The sequence below is a fragment of the Steroidobacteraceae bacterium genome, from assembly GCA_041395505.1.
GTDB lineage: Bacteria > Pseudomonadota > Gammaproteobacteria > Steroidobacterales > Steroidobacteraceae > JAWLAG01.
On sequence record JAWLAG010000002.1, the window covers coordinates 788,203 to 807,254 of the forward strand.

A 19,052-nucleotide genomic window follows, 5' to 3' on the forward strand; every position below is an offset into this window, starting at 1 on the left:
TATAGTGCCCTTGGGTGGCGGCCGATAACGATCGGACCGCCCGTCAACCACAGGTATTGCGAGGCATCAACATGCTGGGTGCAATCATCACTATTGGCATACTCGCGGCAATTGCCTATGCGGTGACGCAGGCCGGCGGCGTCATTTCGCTTGCGCTGGTCGCGGCCGTCCTCTGGCTCGCCTACAAACGCTGGAGCCTGCTGTCCTTCACGCTGGTGTTCACGGCGATGCTCGGGCTCTATACGGTCTACGGCGAAGCGGCCGGATTCTGGGGAAACGTCTGGAAGGGAACACTCTGGCTTGCACTCGCCCTGCTGTGGCTGTTCAACCTCCGGCCGTTGCGCAAGGCGCTGATCACGCGGCCATTCATGAAGGCCTACCTGAAGATGCTGCCGACCATGTCGCAGACCGAGCGCGAAGCGCTCGAGGCCGGCACGGTGTGGTGGGACGGCCAGCTGTTCACCGGCAAGCCCGACTGGAAGCAATTGCTCGCCGCCAAAACGCCCGTGCTCACCGCCGAGGAACAGGCTTTCCTCGACGGACCCTGCGAAGAACTCTGCCGGATGACGGACGAATTCGATTTCACGCACCGGCGCGGCGATCTGTCGCCCGAGGTATGGCAATTCCTCAAGTCGCGTGGCTTTTTCGCCATGATCATCCCGAAGGCTTACGGGGGACTTGGCTTCTCCGCCTACGCGCACTCCTGCGTGCTGGTCAAACTCACCAGCCGTTCATCGCTCCTGTCCTCGACGACTGCGGTCCCGAATTCGCTCGGGCCGGCGGAGCTGCTGTTGCATTACGGCACCGACGAGCAGAAAAGCTATTACCTGCCGCGTCTCGCGCGCGGTGAAGAGGTTCCCTGCTTCGCATTGACCGGACCGCGCGCGGGCTCCGACGCGGCCTCCCTGCCCGACACCGGCATCGTCTGCCGCGGCAACTGGCAGGGCAAGGAAATCATCGGCCTCAAGCTCAATTTCTCCAAGCGCTACATTACATTGGCGCCGATCGCGACCGTCATCGGTCTCGCGTTTCGCATGTTCGACCCTGACAAGCTGCTCGGCGAGAAGCAGGACATCGGCATCACCTGCGCGTTGATCCCGCGCGGTACGGCCGGCATCAGCATCGGCCGGCGCCACTTTCCGCTCAACGTACCGTTCCAGAATGGACCGATCCAGGGCAAGGACGTGTTCGTGCCGCTCGATTTCATCATCGGCGGGCCGAAGATGGCCGGCCAGGGCTGGCGCATGCTGGTCGAGCAGCTCTCGGTGGGCCGTTGCATTTCGCTGCCATCGAATTCGACCGGCGGTGCGAAAGCGGCGGTCTTCGCAACCGGCGCCTATGGGCGCATCCGCCGGCAGTTCAACATGCCGGTTGGCAAGTTCGAAGGCGTTGAAGCCATCCTCGCGCGCATGGTCGGTCTCACCTACACCATGGACGCCGCACGCTCGGTGACAGCCGGTGCCATCGACAGCGGCGAGAAGCCGTCGGTGCCCTCCGCGATGCTCAAGTATCACGCCACGGAGATGAGCCGGACGGTTGCCAACGATGCCATGGACATCCATGGCGGCAAGGGCATCTGCCTCGGGCCGCGCAACTATCTCGCACGTGGCTATCAGGTGACGCCGGTCGCGATCACGGTCGAAGGGGCCAACATTCTCACGCGCAGCCTGATCATCTTCGGCCAGGGCGCCATACGTTGCCATCCCTTCGTGCTGAAAGAGATGACATCGGCGCGCAATCCCGATCGCAGGCAAGGGGTCGATGACTTCGACCGGGCGCTGTTTGGTCACATCGGCTTCACCATATCCAATGCCGTGCGCTCGCTCATCATGGCGCTCACCACCGCGCGCTTCACCAGCGTGCCGGTCGAAGGTCCGGTGCGACGCTACTACCAGCACATCGTCCGATTCTCCGCCTCTTTCGCTTTTGCCGTCGACGTGGCGATGCTCACGCTCGGCGGTTACCTGAAGAAGAAAGAAAACCTCTCCGCGCGTCTCGGCGATGTGCTCTCCTCGATGTATCTCGCCTCCATGGTGCTCAAGCATTACGAGAACCAGGGTCGCCCTGCCGAGGACCTGCCTCTGGTCGAGTGGGCCTGTCGCGATCTTCTTTACAAGGCACAGGAGCAGATGCATGGCTTCCTCCGCAATTTCCCGAACTCATTCATCGCCGGGATCATGCGCGCCCTGATCTTCCCGCGCGGCCTCACTTACTACGCGCCCAACGACCGCCTTGGCCGGCAGCTCGCCGAAGCGGTCATGGCGAGCGGCGCCACGCGCGACCGCCTCTGCCAGTACGTCTACCGTACCGTCCATCCGGGCAACCCGCTCGGGCTCCTTGCGGAGCTGCTCGAACTGTCGCAGCTTGCCGAACCCGTCGAGAAGCGTATTCGCGTCGATGGCGTGAAGACCGGGCGGGTGAGCGCACTCGACCTGCCGGGACAGATCGCCCAGGCACTGGCGGCCGGGATCATCTCCGAAACGGAAGCCGCCATGCTTCGTGACTACGACCGCAAGGTCATGGAAATCGTGCACGTCGATGACTTCGACCCGGCCGAGATAGGTACCCGGGCCGACGCCGATGCGTCGGCGCTGGTGCAGGTCGCCTGATCGTCCACTGACGCGAGCGACGACTTGGCCGCCAACTGCGCAAACTGCGGCACTTTGCTGCAGGGCCCCTATTGCCACCAATGCGGGCAACGCGAAGTCGAATCAGTGCACTCTCTCGGCCACTTCTTCGCCGAGGCCTTCGAGAACATCACGCACGCGGATTCGCGGCTGTGGCGCACCATTGCCCTGCTGCTGTTCCGACCTGGTCGGCTGACCTGGGAATTCTTCGCCGGCCATCGCGCGCGCTACCTGCCGGCAGTGCGCCTCTACCTCGTGGTGAGCGTGCTGTTCTTCTCGGTGAGTGCCGCGCTGCCGGGTGCCAAAATGTCGTCGCCGGGCGTGGTCTACGAAGTCAATGGCGAGAAGATGCAGTCGGTCGATTGCAGCAAGGTCACGTACTCCGGACCCTTCGCGACGTACTTTGGCGAGCGCATCCGTGCAGGTTGCGCCAAGTTGCTTGCCGACAAGGGCAAGGGCCTCGCATCGGCCATGGCGGCCAACATTCCGCGCGCAATGTTCCTTTTCCTGCCGCTGTTCGCGGCAATCGCCCGCCTCATGTACTGGCGACCGCGGCGTCACTACGTCGAGCATCTGTTGCTGCTCGTGCACAATCATTCCTTCATGTTCCTTGGCCTCACGCTCTCCAGCGCGCTCGCCAGTGTGTTGCCGGAGAGCCTCAGTTCGGCGTTCGAAGGCTTGTTCATGATCTACGCGCTCTATTACATGTTTCGTTCGATGCGCGTCATGTACGCCCAATCGCGCCTGCTGACCACGGCCAAGTACCTGCTGCTGCTCGGCGCCTACCTGGTCCTCGGCGCAGCCATGATGGGCATCACCGCCATATGGAGCGTGGCATCGCTGTGATCGCGCGCACGATCCTGCACGTAGACATGGACGCGTTCTACGCCTCCATCGAACAGCGTGACAATCCAGATCTCAAGGGGCAGCCGGTCATCGTCGGTGGTACCGGCGCACGCGGCGTCGTGGCTGCGGCGAGTTATGAAGTGCGCCGTTTCGGCGTGCGCTCGGCCATGCCGATGCGAGAGGCACTGCAACGCTGTCCGCATGCAGTCTGTGTGGCGCCGCGGATGGCGCGGTATCGTGAGGTTTCGCGGCAGATTTTCGCGATCTTCGAATCGCTCACGCCTATCGTGCAAGGGTTGTCCCTCGATGAAGCCTTCCTCGACATCACCCACTGCCAGTCACTGCATGGCGATGCACGCGCCATCGCCATCACCGTCAAGCGACGCATCCAGGAAATGACCGGCCTCACGGCCTCGGTCGGCGTCGCACCCAACCGGCTGGTCGCCAAAATCGCCTCGGATCTCGACAAGCCCGACGGGCTGACCGTCGTCGCACCCGATCAGTTGCAGGCGGTCCTCGATCCACTACCGGTGCAGCGCCTGCCGGGACTTGGGCGCAAGAAGGGCGATCAGGTGCGCGCGGCCGGCATCACGACGCTTGGGCAATTGCGCCTGGCCTCCGACGCGGCGCTGTGGCCGCTGTTCGGTAAGCACAGCCAGCACATGCGCGAGCGTGCGGCCGGGCACGATGAGCGCGAGGTCGAGACCGCCGTTGCCGAGCAATCGATCAGCGCCGAGGAGACATTCGAGCGCGATCGCAGCGACAGTGCGCAATTGCACTGTGAACTGATCGCGCTCGCGGAGCGGGTGAGTACGAGACTGCGTGCCCGGCATCTGCATGCGGGAACCGTATTCATCAAGGTCAGGCGCCATGACTTTCGCACTTATACCCGGCAACGACCGCTGCGGCCGGCATCCGCCGACAGTCGCGCCATCCGCGACCTGGCTCAGGAGTTGCTCACGCAGTGGCTGCAACTCGCGCCAGGCGCGCGTATCCGCCTGCTCGGTGTCGGCGTCAGCGATCTTTGCAACGATGAACAACTCGATCTGTTCGCGGCCACGGACAAGCGTCACGAACTGGACAGCACGGTCGACGCGGTCCGGCAGCGTTTCGGCGGCGCGGCACTGCGCCCGGCGCGACTCCTCGGCGACCCCCGTCCACGCGGCTAGGCGCTCGCGTGCCGGGCCGGGGCATGCAATACTTGCCGGGCAGATCGGACCAGATGCTGCCTTGACCGCGCGCCAGCCATTGGCCCAGACATACCGCCATGTATCTTTCCTTTTTCGGCCTCAACGAGAAGCCATTCGCGATAACGCCTGACCCGCGTTACCTGTACCTGAGCGAGCGGCACGCGGAGGCGCTCGCCTACCTGCTCTATGGCATCAATGAAGCGGGCGGCTTCGTACAGTTGACAGGCGAAGTCGGCACCGGCAAGACCACCATCGTGCGCTCGCTCCTCGCGCAGGCGCCGAAGCATGCCGAGATAGCGCTCATCCTCAATCCGCGCATGAGCGCACCGGAATTCCTGCTGACGATCTGCGAGGAACTCGGCATCGGTGTGCCCGATGCCGCCGAGAGCAGCGTCAAGGACCTGGTCGATATCCTCAATCGCTATCTGCTCCGAAAACATGCAGAAGGCCGGCGCGTGGTACTGGTGGTCGACGAAGCACAGAATCTCGCCACCGACGTGCTCGAGCAGGTGCGGCTTCTCACCAACCTCGAGACAGCCACGCAGAAGCTGCTGCAGATCATCCTGATCGGGCAGCCTGAGTTGCGAGAGCTCCTCGAGCGCAACGAACTGCGCCAGCTCGCTCAGCGCGTGACCGGGCGCTATCACCTCGATCCGCTGTCGCGCGACGAGACGGCAGCCTACCTGCGTCATCGCCTGCGCGTTGCCGGTGCGACCAACGACATTTTCACGCGCCCGGCGCTCAACGAAATGTACCGCCTCTCGGGCGGCGTACCGCGGCTGATCAACGTGATCGCCGACCGGGCCTTGCTCGGCGCCTATACCCAGGACCAGCACCGGGTAGGCGCAACGCTGGTGCGGCGCGCCGCGAGCGAAGTCTTCGGCAAGCGGCTATGGCCGCTGTGGCTTCCCTGGCTTTTCGGGGCGACGGCGTCGCTCCTCGCCATCGCAGCCGTCATCGGGTTCTGGCGCACCGTCGGGCCAGGCCGTGCAACGACCGGAATTGCAACGTCACAGGTCGCGGCCGTGCAGGAAGATGTGCCGGCTGGCGCAGCGAACTCTGCGGTAATTGCTCCGCAACCACCGCCGGCGCCACCTACGGTCGTGGAACTGTTGGCGCAATTTGCCCCGGAGACCGACACCGACAACGCGTTCAACAAGCTGTTCGCGCTGTGGGGCGCACAGTATGTCGCCGGTCGTGTCGATCCGTGCAACCAGGCAACACAGAAAGGTCTCGAGTGCCTCACCCGTCGCGGCACCCTCGCCGAACTGCAACGATTCAATCGACCGGCAATCCTGTCGCTGTCCGATGACGCGGGCAATGTGCATCAGGTCGTACTGGCTTCATTGGCAGGCGATCGGGCCGTGCTCAGCCTGGGCGGCGAGGCACGTGAGGTGGGCCTTGGCGATCTCACACGCTACTGGTTCGGCGACTACGTGCTGCTGTGGCGACCAGTAGGCGGCATGACGCGGGATTTTCGTTTCGGCATGCGCGGCGCGAGTGTTCGGCAGTTGCGCGAGAGCCTGGCACGGGTGAATGGCACCAGCGCGCCCGACGACTCCGATATCTACGATGCCGACCTGGCCCAGCAGGTCGTGCAGTTCCAACGCCGTTATCGGCTCGCCGCTGACGGTATTGCCGGCGTGCAGACACTGGTGATGCTCGATTCGGTTACGGCCGGCAACGACACGCCGATGCTGGTGGCGAGATCCGCCCAGGGAGGCTAGAGAGCAGCATGTCCTTCATTCTCGACGCCCTGAAGAAATCCGAACACGATCGCCAGCGCAATGCCGGGCCGGCGCTGCTCGAAGTGCGTGTGGCGCAGCCGCGGCCGCGCCTGCCGGTCTGGGCCTGGGTGCTCGGTGGCTTGTTGCTGGTCAATCTGTTGTTCGTCAGCTGGTACCTTTGGCGGCGCAGCGCCTTGCCAGCGGAGCCGGGGACCATGAACAGCACCGTTGCAGGCAATACGGCGGCAGCGGCTGCGCGACCCGGAGCGGCCAGCTCGCCGGGCGTTGCACCAGCGCCGGGCGCTGCGCCGGCACTCACCAACGCGGCCGCACCCGCCCTTGCACCACCGGCGGCACCGGCAGCGCGCGATCCCTACAATGCGCCGCTCATCGAGGAGCCCACGCTCGATGGCGGCCTGCCACCCTACGAGTCACCCGCAGATTTTGCGCCGGCGCAGAATGATGTCGGCGTGGGTTATCCGCCGCCGCCAGGCGTCGCGGGTGCCGGCACCGTGCGACGTGACAGCGAATCCTACGAAGACGCCATCGCGCAGGATGGCAGCCTGCCTGCCTTGCACCTCGATTTGCATGCCTATGCTCCAGATCCGGCCGCGCGCTTCGTGTTCATCAACATGCAGAAATACCAGGAAGGCGCGGTCACCAAGGAAGGCGTGACCGTCGAGCGAATCACGCCAACGGGTGCGGAACTCGCCTACCGCGGCCGCCGCTTCGTACTGGTGCGCGAATAGACGCAACCGGCGTCAAACCGCCGCAACTCTCGGCAGTCGCTCTGGGCGCCGCTTTGCGCGCCGGTCTCGCGAGCATGGTCAACTGCGCGCCGGATCTCAATCGGATCAACGTGTTTCCGGTTGCCGACGGCGATACGGGCACCAACCTCGCAATAACCGCACGGTGCATCGACGCAGCCATCGCCGCCGCCGACAGCGACCATTGCGGCAAACTGCTCGCCCTCGTCGCCGACGCTGCCCTCGATGGCGCGCGCGGCAATTCAGGAGCGATTTTCGCGCAATTCCTGCACGGCCTGGCCGACGCCTGCGGCGGGTTCGCCATTTTGCGGCCCAAGAGTTTCATTGCGGCATTGCGTGCTGCCGCGCAGTACGCCACTACTGCTGTGACCGAGCCGCGCGCGGGCACGATACTCACCCTGATCGACTCATTGGCCGATTCCGCCGCAGCCGCAGTCGCTGCGAATCCGCGGATCGATTTTCCCACCCTGCTCGGCAACTGCCTGGCGCCACTGGAACGTGCCCTTGCGGAAACCGAGCATCAGCTGGCAGAACTCGAACGCGCGCATGTGGTCGATGCCGGCGCGGCCGGTTTCGTCGCCTGGGTCAGGGGCATGGAAATGCAGATGCGCACGGGTGTGGCTCTCGTGCCGCCCGACGATGCCTGGTCACCGGCCGAGCTGCCGGCCATCGCGGCTGGCGCCGGCAATTACCGCTACTGCACGGAGCTCGTTCTCGCCGGCGCGCAGATCGACCAGCGGGCATTGCGCGAACGCTGCGCCGCATTGGGCGACAGCCTGGTCGTCGCTGGATCCGCTCGACGGCTGCGGCTGCATATCCATACCAACGATCCGCAGGCGGTGTTCGCCCTGGCCGCGCAGTTGGGCACCGTAACGCAGCAGAAGGCCGACGACATGCTGCGCCAGGCGGCGAGCACGGCCGCCCGGAGCCGCATCGCCATTGTCACCGACTCCGCCGCCGATCTGGATGACGACACACTCGACGCGCATGTGATTCACGTCATCCCGTTGCGCGTGCAATTTGCCGGCCGCAGCTATCTCGATGGTGTGTCGCTTGGCAGCAGCGAACTATTCCGGCTCCTCGTTGCCAATCGCGACCGCGTCCAGACCTCGCAACCACCGCAGGGCGATTACCGACGCATGTACGAGTTCCTGCGCACACACCACGATGAGGTGCTCTCGCTCACGGTGACAGCCCGTGTGAGCGGTACCCATGACGCGGCGGCGGCGGCGGCCCGGCGATGCGCCTGCGACGGCATCAACGTCCAGGACACCCGCAATGCCTCGCTCGGCCAGGGCCTGATCGCACGCTACGCCGCCGAGTGCGCGGCGCGCGGCGCGACCATGCCGCAATTGCTTGCGCAGCTGCAGCACATCATTGCGCGCACCTGGACTTTCGCCCTGCCGGCAACCCTCGAGTACGCGGTGCGTGGCGGCCGTATCTCGCCGGTCGCGCAGACGATTGCGGACTTGCTGCGTTGCTCGCCCGTATTGCGCACGCGCAGCAATGGCAAGGTTGGCGTTGGCGGCCTGCTATGGGGCCGCGGTCGCAGCGTGCAGGCTTTCGCGCGCCTGGTAGTGCGCCAATGTCGCAAGGGGCAACGCTATCGAGCCGCAGTTGGCCATGGCGATGCGGCCGAGCGCGCGGCCGAGCTGCGCGCCGCGCTGCTCGCCATGCGCCCGGACCTCGACTGCGCGCCCATCGTTCCCGTCGGTGCCGCGCTCGGCGTGCACGGTGGCCCGGGCCTGCTGGTGGTCGCGATTCAGGAACTGCCGCGGTCCGCTCCCGGCTGATGCTCAGGGTGTCGTGGCCGGGCTCGCCCCTTCGATCGGCATGTCCGCTTCCTGCCAGGCGAGGTAATCGCCTTGCAGATGGTTCAGTTGTTTGAACCCGGCATTTTGCAGGACTTCGAGCGCCATGCCGGCACGTCGGCCGCTGCGGCAATAGGCCACCACGGGACGGTCGCGAAAAGCCGCCAATTCACCGATGCGCGCCGCAACCTGATCGTGCGGCAGATTGACCGCGCCCGGCAAGTGGCCGGCCGCGAACTCATCGCTCGTACGAACATCGAGGATGAGCGCCTCGCCGTCATTGCGATTGATCCAGCCGAGCAGCTCGCTCTGCGAGAGCTCGGCCACCGGTGCTACGGCGGGTGCCGCGGCTTGCGGCGCGGCAGCACCGGTCGATGCGACCGGTTCGACCGCGGCGCAGCCCGCCAGCAGCGAAATCGCTATGAGGCCCGCCGGCACGAATCGCGCCGCCAGCCTGCGCACGCACTCAGTCATTCAGGACGAACGTGACTTTGAGCCGGACACGATATTCGGCGATCTTGCCGCCGCGCACGATCACTTCCTGATCGGCGATCCAGGCACCCGTCACGCCGGTCAGGGTCTTGGCGGCGCGCTTGACGCCATTTTTGATTGCATCGTCGAAGCTCTTCTTGGACACCGAGATGAGTTCGGTTACGCGGGCAACGGACATGATGGGCCTCCTGGCTGCGGTGAAAAGACGAATCCGAACCGTCATTGTAGGCCAATAGCGATCTGCCTGCCGGCATCGACGCTTGATCTCGCGTGGCGCGCGATTTGCAAAGCATTGATTGCACAGTTAAATTGCCGACTGCTGCTTGGCCAAGACCAACAAGCTTCAAGAGGTTGCCGGGCAATGACAGACAGCATCAAGATTGGCGCCGGCGTCGTACTCGCCTTGCTCGCACTCTTCCTGTGCGCGCGCCGCGAACACGCGCCAGCTCCGGCCACGAGCGAAACAGCGGCCGTGGCGGCCCCGGCGTCGCTCGGCGTCGAGTACGGCGAGCGAATACGGCTATACGGCACACTACCGCGCGAGGAATTGCGCAATGCAGTGCGCCGGCGCGCCGAGCAGCTCTATGGCGGGCGCCCCGTCATCGATGAAGTGCTCATCGATCCAGCCGCGCGCGGCAGCTGGGTCGAGACCGACGCCCTGTATCTTCCCTTGCAGAGCGCACAGCTCGGCAAATCGAATTTCAACGGCGAGGTCCTGGAAATTGCGGGTGAGCTGGCCGACCAGGCAACCCGCGAGCGTGTGCTTGCCGAGGCGCGCTCCGGCCTCGGCGGGCAGTATCGGCTCGCCGATCAAACACGTCTGCGGCCCGTGCCACCGGTGCAGGCGAAGCTCTCGGATTTCCTGCAACGGCAGAGCGTCGAATTCAACTCTGGCAGCACGACCCTGACGGCGCGCGGTCGCCAGACGCTCGATGAAGTCGCGCGCATCATCGCCGCCGCACCCGGTACGCGATTCGATGTGGTGGGTCACACCGACAATGTCGGCGATCCACGCGAGAACCGCATTCTCTCGCTGGGCCGCGCACGCGCAGCCGTCGATTACCTCGTGGCGGTCGGTCTCGGGCGCGACCGCTTCGTGGTGAAAGGCTATGGCGATGAGAAACCCATCGCCAGCAACGACACGGACGAGGGTCGCCAGACCAACCGGCGCATCGAGTTCGTGCAGATCGGGGAGTAGGCGCATGCAGATTCTCATCGACCTCTTGCCTTGCCTGCTGGCGCTCGCTGGCGGTCTGCTCATTGGTCACGGGTTGCGCGGCTTCGCGACCCGCAAGCAGATCGCTGCGCTCGAGAGCGAACACAACAATCGCATCACGGCCGCGACCCGTGACAGCGAGGAGCAGCGCACCCAGATGCGCCGCATCGAAGCGCGTCTTGGCGAAGCGAATCGAAAACTTCAGGATGAAGACCGCAGGCGCACGCTGCTCGAATCGGAGACCACGCGCCTGCGCGGCCGACTCGCACAGCTCGAACCGCTGGGCGATGAGATCAAGGCGCGCACCGCGCGACTGCAGGCCGCTGCCCAGGAGCATGCCCGCCTCAAGGGCGAGCTGGATCGTGCAGCCGCACGCCTCGGCGACCTCGAGTCGCAGCTGCAGGAGCGGGCCACGCGCGCGGAGCAGCTGGAAAAGGCGGCGGGCTTCCTGCCGCAACGCGACTTGCGCATCTCCGAACTCGAGAAAGAATGCAATCGATGGCGCGATCGCAGCAACGAACAGGCCGATCAGATCGAGCGGCTGGGCGCCGACCTCGACGCACAGCGCTCACGTGCCGACAAATTGCAGGGTGAGCATGGCGATTACGCCGGTGAACTCGGCCGCCTGCGCGATGCATTGCTCGCTCGCGACGACGAGACTCGCAGCCTGCGCCAGCAGGTGACCGCAAGGGATGAAACCGTCGATGGCCTTCGTACCCGGGTCGGCGAGCTCGATGGCGAGCTGCAGCAACTCGTCATCCTGCGTCGCCAGCTGCAGGAGCGGGACACCGAAATCGGCGGCCTGCGCGAGCGTCTGGGCAAGGCCGAGCCGATGCGCGAGCAACTTGCCGGCCGCGACAGCGAAATCGCCATGCTGCGAACACGCCTTGCGCGACATGATGAGCTGCAGAATCTGCTCGGACAGCGCGACAGCGAGATTGCCTCGTTGCGCGGCGAAATCGGGCGGCTGGGCGAGTTGCGCACGAGCCTGTCCGAGCGCGAGCGTGAAGCGGGTGAGCTACAGCAACGCTGCGCACAGTACAGCCGGGATATCGAAGATCTGCGCCGGCGACTCGCGGACCGCGAACGCGCTGGCGCACAGGGTGACGAGCAGCAGGCGCGGTTGTCCGCGGAGCTGGCATCGTTGCGCGCCTCGGCATCGCGCCAGGAGAAACTGGCGGGCGACCTGCAGGATTGTCAGCGTCGCTTCGGCGAGTTGCAGGCGAGCGCACGCGAGAGCATCGACGGCCGCGATCGCGACATTGCGCGCTTGCGCCGCGAGCTCGACGAGCTGCGCAGTGCTCCGCCTGCGGCGGCGGTCATGCAGGTCACGCCCGCGACCGCGCCGCGCCGGGTGGTGCCGCCGCTGGCACCGCCCCGGACTGCGCAGCCACGTCGCGATGACCTCAAACTGATCCATGGCATCGGCCCCAAGATCGAGCGCCTGCTCAATCGCAATGGCATCAACACCTTTGCGCAGATCGCGGCCTGGAAGGCAGCGGATATCAAAGCCATCGAAAAACTTCTCCCCGAATTCCAGGGACGCATCAAGCGCGATAACTGGATCAAGGGCGCGAAACTCGAGCATCGGCGCAAGTACGGAAAGGACTCATAAATGACCATGCAAGGAATTCGCCGCACGACGACCGCCGTCGGCCTGAGCTCGCTGTCACTGCTGCTGGTCTGCGCAGCCGCGCATGCAGCCAGCGTGCTCGACGCGTTCAGCCAGACCGACTCGACCAGCGCACTGCGTGAGACCCTCACCCAGGGAGCATCGCGCGCCATTGCGAAGCTCGGCATCAAGGACGGGTTCCTCGGCAATCCGGAAGTGCGGATTCCGCTGCCCGGGAAGCTCGCCAAGGCCCGCTCGCTTCTCAAGCTGGTTGGCATGGACAAACAGGCCGACGACCTGGTCGTCGCCATGAACCGCTCTGCCGAAGCAGCCGTGCCTGAGGCGGCGGCGCTTTTCAAGGGTGCGATCACGCGCATGACGGTGACCGATGCCAAGCAGATCCTGACCGGTGGCGATGATGCCGCGACACAATACTTTCGTCGCGCGACCGAGGCGGACCTGCGCACCCGGTTTCAGCCGATCGTAAGGAAGACTACGGCGGGAGCGGAACTTGCGAGCCGCTATGACGCCCTCGCGGGCAAGCTGTCACGCTATGGCCTGGTGAGCGAGCGCGACGCCACGATCGACTCCTACGTTACTGACAAGGCGCTCAACGGCCTGTTCATGGTGATGGCGCGCGAAGAGCAGGCGTTGCGCAAAGATCCGGTCGGCCAGGGCAGCCGCCTGCTGCAGAAAGTACTGGGCGCACTCGGTCACTGAGCGGCAGGCTCGGCCTCGTTCGCCAGACGCTCGATCGCCGGGCGGCGCATACGAAAGATCTGCCATTCGCTCACCGCCTGGGCGCCTAGACCCCGGTAGAACGCCATGGCCGGTTCATTCCAGTCGAGCACTGCCCATTCCATACGCCCACAATCGCGAGCCATGGCGCGCGCCGCCAGTGCAGCGAGCAACGCCCGACCGACACCCTTGGAGCGATAGTCGGGTTTGACGAACAAGTCCTCCAGGTACAGACCGGGCCGGGCGAGGAAAGTCGAGAAATTGAAAAAATAGAGCGCGAAGCCGGCAGCCTGCCCGTCGAATTCGGCAACCAGCGCAAACACGTGGGGCCGCTCGCAGAACAGTTGGCGCGCGAGATCCTGCGCTGTGCCAACCACCTCGTCCTCGAGACGCTCGTAGCGTGCAAGGTCGAGTATCAACTCGTGCAAAAGCGCCGCGTCGGCGGGCGTGGCGTCGCGAATCTTCAACGGTCATTCACTCCGCTACGTACCAGCGACGGTTGATCAACTCGAGTACGTAACGATCGAAAGGCAGGCCTTTGTCGGATACGTCGTATACAGCGCGCTTGTTGTCGTACTCGTAGGCGGGAGGGAGTTCCCGCACCAGGCGCACGGCCGCCAACAGCGTCTCGCGGGTACCCAGGCTGTTGTGGCAGTTCTTGACCAGCGTTTCGCGCGCGGTCTTGGACAGCAGGCGCTGGAAATTCGGACTCATGACATCGCTGTAATAGCCTTCGCAATCCTCGGCCAGCAACACCCGCTCGGCGCGGTCGAGCAGCTCACGAATCTCCGGGGTGTTCTCGCTCTTGCGTTTTGCGCTCGAAGGTGCCGCCGATGCGGCGCCGACATTGGCAGCGCTGCGACCATCGATGAGATCCTCGATCTGTGCCGCCAATTCGAGTGGCAATACGGACTTCCAATCCTTGCCATAGGGCATGATGGTCACCAGTTCGATGACCTGCTGCCGGCCGCGCTCGCGCGGCTGCTTGCCGCGGACGATCAGGTGCACGACGCCGTTGCTGTCCGGCGTCGCGGAAAGCGCCGACAGGCTTTCATACACACGCCCGCGCCATACCAGCCGATCGGCGAGGCGAGTAAAGAAACCGACGGGTGTCAGGCGCTCGAGATCGTTGAGCGGCGCCGCGACACCGAACAAGCGCGTACGAATGGTGTTGTCGGCTTTCTCGTTCTCATCGCGCAATTGCTTCAGTATGCGCTCGCGCAATGCCGCGAGCTCATCGGGGTGGATTGCGAAAGCAAGCGCCTGGGCGCTGCCGCTCGCGGTGGCGGCCAGGTATTCCTCGGCTGCCTTGCGCTGCGCGCCCGTTGCCGAATCGGCGTGTGACACGCTTGCTGCACCCGCAAACAGCAGGCAGAGCGCGCAGGCGGTCCATAGGGATCTTGCTGTCATTGGTATTTTGTCCATTGCTGCGTACTTCCTTTTCCGACCGGCGCCGCTAGCGCATGTTCCCGGCGGATGCCCGGCTGCCGGGTTCGAACTGCCCGAGCAGGGGCCAGTGATCCGAGCCAATGCGCGGGCCACGCGCGACCGCCACCGGCCGTAGGCGTTCATCGAAGAGTATATGGTCAATTGCAAGCCCTACGGGCGGAAACCAGGCCGGCCAGGTCGCACGCTGCGCCATGGGCGGCGACAGCCAACGGAGATGGGTGTCCGCGAGCAAAGCCGCAAAGCGGGGCGATGCTGGCGAGAGATTGAAGTCGCCTGCAATGATCACCGGATCGGCCGACTCGCCGCGCCAGCGTCGCATTGCGGCGAGTTCGGCGTCGCGCCTGCTGAGGTGACCTGGTGTGAGCGGCCAGGTCAGATGGACGGCGAGCAGACGGATGCGCTGGCCGCGCCACTTCAAGGACATCGTCAATTCGCGCGGACCCTCAGCCGAGAGCCGCACCGTCGAGACATCCTGCAAAGCCACGCGCGAGGCGACACACAGCGCACCGGTGCCGACTGCACCATTGCAGTACCGGTAGGCGAATTGCTCCGCCAGCGCGGCGTGCACCCGTGCCTCGCTCATTTCGCTCAGCACGACAATGTCCGCATTGCGCTCACGCAGCCACTGCGCCAGGCGATGGGTTTCCTCGTTTCGATAGAACATGTTCGCAACGATCAAGGTAAGCGCGGCGTCGGTCCTGCGCTCGGCGACAGTCGCGGGCGGCGGTTGTCGCGCGAGCAGGAAGGCGCAAACGACGGCGCTCGGCGCAAGCCACGCCAATGAACGCCAAAGCCGTCCGCGCCAGGCGAGCGCGGCGAGCGCGGCACAGGCGAGTAGCTGCTGGAATACGAAATTGACCGCGAGCTCGCCAGGCCAGAACCAGCGCGCGAGCAGGGACGACGCCGCGCAGAGTGCGAGCGCCAGCGCGCCAGCACCCACCCAGCGCGGCATTGCGCGGGCTATCGGTCCGCTTGCGCGCGGGCGTAGCCGACGCGCACACCGAGCAGACGAGCAACGACGAAGAGCGCCGCGTAGGTCAGCATCGAGACGAACAACCCGAACAATCCGGCCGCAATCCACGCCGGGGTATAGGCATAGGCGCAGACGATGCCCGCTACACAGGCGATGATCGCGAGCGGATTCACCGCCGGCAATCGGGCCAACAGATCGTTGCGATAGCTGCGGTTGTGAAACACATAGTAATCGACGATGACCGGTCCGATCAGTGGCGGCACGATGCGCGCAAGCTGGTCGATCCAGGTCATGAAGTGCTGGTAGATGCCGAGTCCGAGCACGGTGCCCGCGAGTCCGCAAATAACCACCATCACCCGCTTGGGCCGACGAAACACGCTCGCGGTCTGGATCGATGGCAGGTAAAGGTTCGCATCGCCCGTAGTCCATAGCGCGAGACTCATCGCAATGATGCCGAACATGGCGATTACCGGGCCCACCGTGCGCATGTATGCGGTGAAGTCGAAGGTGCCGGAAACGACGCCGCCCATTGCGCCAACCAGCTGCAGGAACAACTGCGCGATGACCAATACGATGAACGGTATCGCGATGGCCACCCAGGTCTTGCGCGCAAAGCGCGTGTACTCGGCCATCACGATGGCACCGACGATCCACGAACCGATGACCAGGTTGATGGCCTGCATGTCAGTCATGGGTTGCGCAGCAGCCACGTCGCGCGACTTCGCCAGGAAGGCTTCCACGCCGCCGGCGCGGTCAATATTGATGTAGCCGGCGTAGATGCCCACCAGGATGAGTACGATCGTCGAAGGCACCGCGACCCGCTCGAGTCCGCGCACTCCGAAATAGGTGGTGACCGTATAGAGAATGCCCGCGAAGATCGCCACCGGATAGAACCATGGGCTGTCGAAACTGCCCGCCCAGGCGAGCCCGAAGGCGCCGACCACGATGCCCTGCCAGCCTATGGTCAGTGCGGCCAGAAACAGCACCGGCAATGCGGCACCCACGTTGCCGTAGGTGAGTCTATAAAGGAGTCCGCTGTTGCAGGCCGTGCGATAGCCCATGTAGCCCACCAGCGCTCCGATCACGAAATTGATGAGGTTGCCGTAGAGCGCGTTGCGCAGGAGATCGGGCCAAAATGGCAGGCCGGCACCTAGGGATCCCCCGACGAAAAGGCCGGTGACCAGAAATCCCCAGCCGAATGCCAGCGTCAGCAGCGGTCCCGTCTCGCGGCGCTGCTCATCGCGCAACGGTTCCAGCGGATTGTCCGCGGTCTGGCTTTCATCGCGGGCATCGAGCGACCACCATCGCCGTATTGCATCGAGCATGGATTTCCCCCAGTTGTGTCCGGCGGTTTGTGACCGGATCGACGTTTTTCCTATTTAATACGCGCAAGGCGCCGATACCGCAAGCCCCCGTACTCGCCTCCGGCATCGCCGAGGCGGGCCTTGCAATCGGCATCGACCGCGTTAGTCTCACGCGATGACCCGCGTCACGGACCGGAAGCGGCCGAACGCGGTACAAAGAGCCAGTTTTCCACCGTGCAGCGGGGCATACTGCATTGGAATTTGGCTCGACGGCAAAAGCGATCCACGAGGTCGGCCCAGTGCTTGAAAAACCGGCTGCCGCTACGGGCATGAGCATTGCTGTGCTATCAGTCGATGGCACGCTTCTGCATACGCTCGGCGACGTGGTCGGCGAAAGCCACGAGCTCCTGCGGGTTGCGAGCGCGGCCGAGCTCACGGACCGCATCGTCAGCGCCGCCGCTGGTGTTGCCCTGCTCGACAGCGCAGCCATCGCCGAGCCAGTCGATCAGCTTTGCAGCAAATTGCGCCGGCAGTTTCCCGATCTCGTACTGGTCGTAGCCGGCACGACAGAAGATCAGGTGCCCCTGTCACCGCTCGTGACCGACGGTACCGTCTATCGCTTCCTGCACAAGCCGGTCTCCGCACAGCGGGTACGCCTGTTCATCGAAGCCGCGATGCGTCGCCACGATGAAGAGCATGCCATCACCATCGCCGCCGAGGCCGAAGCCGCCGCTGCCGCGGCGCGAGTTGCCGTCGAAGCGCGAAAGGCGCAGCGCACCAAGCCAGCCGGGCCGCCGCGAGCCGCGCTGTTCGCCGCGATTGCAGCGCTCGTGTGCGTCGGCGCAGGCGCCTGGTGGTTCCTGCAACGCGAGACGTCACCCGGCGGGACCTCAACGGCAACCCCGGCAACGACGGGCCAGAACAAAGGGCCGGCAACTGAAATCGCTGGGCTGCTGCAACGCGCGGCGGCGGCGCTCGAGAAGGGCGATCTCGTCACTCCGGAGACCGAGAACGCAGCGGCGCTCTATCGCGATGTTCTCAAGCTGGCGCCGGATAATGCCACTGCACAGAGCGGCATCGACGCCGTAGTCGACAAACTCCTGGCGAGCGTCGAGTCCGCGTTCGTGGCCGAACAACTCGACGTTGCCGAGAGCCTGCTCGGCTTCGCGCGCGAACTGCGCCCCGAGCATGCGCGCATCGCTTTTTTGAGCACGCAGCTTGCCAAGGAACGCGAGCGCGCCGTTCTCTTGCGTGCGCGACGTGCCGCCGCAAGCGGCAATCTCGATCGCGCCATCGAAGTCCTGGGCGAAGCGCCTGGGGCCAACCAGAATGCCTCGCTGGTCTCCGAGACGCGTCGCGCCTACGAGCAGCAGCAGGTCGACACGCGCGTTGGTGACCTGCTGCGCCAGGCCACCGATCGCCTGCGCAGCGGCGCGATCATCAATCCGGCAGGTAACAACGCCCAGTTCTATATCGAATCCGCGGCTGCCCTCGCGCCCGACAACAATTCGGTCAAGCAAGCCCAGCGGGCGCTCGCAAACCGCCTGATCAGCGATGCGCGCACCGCAGCGGAAGCGGCCGACACGGACAACACCGAGCAGCTGCTGCGCGCTGCGGAGCAAAGCGGCGTTTCGAGGGGCACGATTGCCCAGATTCGCGAAACCCTTGCGACGCGCACCACAGCCGTCAAGAACAACGACCTCACGAGGCTGGCAGGGTTGTTCAACCAGCGCCTCACCGCCAACCGGCTCCTGACGCCCGCCAATGACAGCGCGCGCTTCTACCTCGACTCGCTGCAGCGAACCGATCCGCAGCACCCGAGCACGGTCAACGCACGCGCCGCCTTCGCGCGCGAGACCTTGAACGAAGCGCGCCTCGCGCTGGCGCGGGCGGATTTCACTGGCGCAAGCAACTGGCTCGGCGAAGCCGAGCGTGCAGGCGCTGGTGCCGGCGATGTCGGTGCGGTGCGCAAACAGATAACCGATGCCCAGGCTCGGGCGGCGGCGGCCAACACCGTGGTAGCGGCAGGCTCGCTCAAGCTCAATCGCTATGTCGCGCCGAACTACCCGGAGGCCGCGCGCGGCCGTGGCATCGAGGGCTGGGTGGAAGTCGAGTTCAGCGTCATGCCTGATGGCAGTGTCGCGGATGCACGCGTACTGAACTCCGAACCGGATGGCACTTTCGACCGCGCCGCACTGACCGCCGTTAGTCGCTGGCGTTATGAGCCGGTCATGCGCGATGGCGCGGCCGTCACGCAACGTGCCCGGCTGCGCCTGCGTTTCTCGCTGCAATGACCGGGC

Annotated in this window: 16 protein-coding genes; 10 read left to right on the top strand and 6 right to left on the bottom strand. The window is 65.0% G+C overall.

Annotated elements, in window-relative coordinates; all coding sequences use genetic code 11:
• The first annotated feature begins 14 nt into the window (after window positions 1-14).
• From R3E77_16250 to R3E77_16275, 6 genes are all read left to right on the top strand, one after another.
• Window positions 15-2,609 carry an acyl-CoA dehydrogenase gene (locus tag R3E77_16250; protein MEZ5500968.1) on the top strand — a complete coding sequence of 865 codons (2,595 nt, stop codon included), beginning with the start codon at window positions 15-17 and terminating at the stop codon, window positions 2,607-2,609.
• A 105-nt stretch (window positions 2,610-2,714) separates the two neighbouring features.
• Window positions 2,715-3,473, top strand: coding sequence for a DUF3667 domain-containing protein (locus tag R3E77_16255; protein MEZ5500969.1), 759 nt, complete (start codon window positions 2,715-2,717; stop codon window positions 3,471-3,473).
• Window positions 3,452-4,642 (top strand): DNA polymerase IV, encoded by a 1,191-nt coding sequence (locus R3E77_16260; protein MEZ5500970.1) that lies wholly within the window; start codon window positions 3,452-3,454, stop codon window positions 4,640-4,642. Before R3E77_16255 ends, R3E77_16260 begins: the two co-directional genes overlap by 22 nt.
• A 98-nt stretch (window positions 4,643-4,740) precedes the next feature.
• The gene (locus R3E77_16265; protein MEZ5500971.1) at window positions 4,741-6,390 is read left to right on the top strand and encodes an AAA family ATPase; all 1,650 of its coding nucleotides are present in this window, start codon (window positions 4,741-4,743) and stop codon (window positions 6,388-6,390) included.
• Between the two features lie 8 nt (window positions 6,391-6,398).
• Window positions 6,399-7,139 (top strand): general secretion pathway protein GspB, encoded by a 741-nt coding sequence (locus R3E77_16270; protein ID MEZ5500972.1) that lies wholly within the window; start codon window positions 6,399-6,401, stop codon window positions 7,137-7,139.
• A 74-nt stretch (window positions 7,140-7,213) separates the two neighbouring features.
• Window positions 7,214-8,950: a DegV family protein gene (locus tag R3E77_16275; GenBank protein MEZ5500973.1), complete on the top strand. Its 1,737-nt coding sequence runs from the start codon at window positions 7,214-7,216 to the stop codon at window positions 8,948-8,950.
• 3 nt (window positions 8,951-8,953) lie between these two features.
• Here the strand turns inward: R3E77_16275 and R3E77_16280 are convergent, their stop codons facing one another.
• Both R3E77_16280 and R3E77_16285 read right to left on the bottom strand, forming a co-directional pair.
• Window positions 8,954-9,442: a rhodanese-like domain-containing protein gene (locus R3E77_16280; protein MEZ5500974.1), complete on the bottom strand. Its 489-nt coding sequence runs from the start codon at window positions 9,440-9,442 to the stop codon at window positions 8,954-8,956.
• Complete coding sequence (locus tag R3E77_16285) at window positions 9,435-9,638, bottom strand: dodecin family protein (GenBank protein ID MEZ5500975.1); 204 nt, start codon at window positions 9,636-9,638, stop codon at window positions 9,435-9,437. The genes R3E77_16280 and R3E77_16285 overlap by 8 nt, the downstream gene beginning before the upstream one ends.
• 183 nt (window positions 9,639-9,821) lie before the next feature.
• Here R3E77_16285 and R3E77_16290 point away from each other — a divergent pair, with 183 nt between their 5' ends.
• The 3 genes from R3E77_16290 to R3E77_16300 are packed head-to-tail and all read left to right on the top strand — an operon-like array spanning window position 9,822 to window position 13,008.
• Window positions 9,822-10,658 (top strand): OmpA family protein, encoded by an 837-nt coding sequence (locus tag R3E77_16290; GenBank protein ID MEZ5500976.1) that lies wholly within the window; start codon window positions 9,822-9,824, stop codon window positions 10,656-10,658.
• Between the two features lie 4 nt (window positions 10,659-10,662).
• Window positions 10,663-12,291, top strand: coding sequence for a hypothetical protein (locus R3E77_16295; protein ID MEZ5500977.1), 1,629 nt, complete (start codon window positions 10,663-10,665; stop codon window positions 12,289-12,291).
• Entirely contained in the window at window positions 12,292-13,008 is a 717-nt protein-coding gene (locus tag R3E77_16300; protein MEZ5500978.1) for a DUF4197 domain-containing protein, read from the top strand.
• Here R3E77_16300 and R3E77_16305 read toward each other — a convergent pair.
• The 4 genes from R3E77_16305 to R3E77_16320 are packed head-to-tail and all read right to left on the bottom strand — an operon-like array spanning window position 13,002 to window position 16,773.
• Window positions 13,002-13,493 carry a GNAT family N-acetyltransferase gene (locus tag R3E77_16305; GenBank protein ID MEZ5500979.1) on the bottom strand — a complete coding sequence of 164 codons (492 nt, stop codon included), beginning with the start codon at window positions 13,491-13,493 and terminating at the stop codon, window positions 13,002-13,004. The two genes, R3E77_16300 and R3E77_16305, sit on opposite strands and share 7 nt — an antisense overlap.
• A gap of 7 nt (window positions 13,494-13,500) precedes the next feature.
• Complete coding sequence (locus R3E77_16310) at window positions 13,501-14,436, bottom strand: hypothetical protein (protein MEZ5500980.1); 936 nt, start codon at window positions 14,434-14,436, stop codon at window positions 13,501-13,503.
• Between the two features lie 46 nt (window positions 14,437-14,482).
• Window positions 14,483-15,427, bottom strand: a complete 945-nt coding sequence (locus R3E77_16315; GenBank protein ID MEZ5500981.1) for an endonuclease/exonuclease/phosphatase family protein — start codon at window positions 15,425-15,427, stop codon at window positions 14,483-14,485.
• Between the two features lie 8 nt (window positions 15,428-15,435).
• The gene (locus tag R3E77_16320; protein MEZ5500982.1) at window positions 15,436-16,773 is read right to left on the bottom strand and encodes a cytosine permease; all 1,338 of its coding nucleotides are present in this window, start codon (window positions 16,771-16,773) and stop codon (window positions 15,436-15,438) included.
• Window positions 16,774-17,081: 308 nt separating this feature from the next.
• On the opposite strand from R3E77_16320, the gene R3E77_16325 reads away from it, so the two are divergent.
• A complete protein-coding gene (locus tag R3E77_16325) occupies window positions 17,082-19,046 on the top strand; it encodes an energy transducer TonB (protein ID MEZ5500983.1) in 1,965 nt (654 codons plus the stop codon).
• The last annotated feature ends 6 nt before the right edge of the window (window positions 19,047-19,052 follow it).